This window comes from Amphritea pacifica (assembly GCF_016924145.1).
Taxonomy (GTDB): domain Bacteria; phylum Pseudomonadota; class Gammaproteobacteria; order Pseudomonadales; family Balneatricaceae; genus Amphritea; species Amphritea pacifica.
In genome coordinates, this window is sequence record NZ_JAFFZO010000266.1 from 1 (window position 1) to 244 (window position 244).

Annotated in this window: 1 protein-coding gene; it reads right to left on the minus strand. The window is 65.6% G+C overall.

The window, feature by feature from the left end:
* Positions 1 to 244: hypothetical protein (locus JW499_RS22295; RefSeq protein ID WP_205212574.1), on the minus strand; the 244-nt coding region annotated here is incomplete at both ends.

Here is a 244-nt window from a genome sequence, read left to right on the forward strand (position 1 = left end):
CCGCCGCTTCGGCGCTGTCGCCCGCACCAATGCTGGTGGCGAAGTCAACGGTCTGATCCGCTGCGGCATCGCCGGTACGGGTCACGGTGAAGGTCATTAAGCCGCCTTCACTGATCTGCACGTCATCAACACTGAAGCCGGTACGGTCATCATCCGGGGTGCCCGGACCGGCAGGGTCGAAGGGACCCGGGCCGGTGCCGTCATCGAGGATAGTACCGGTGCCGGTCGCGGTGGAGATAGTCGC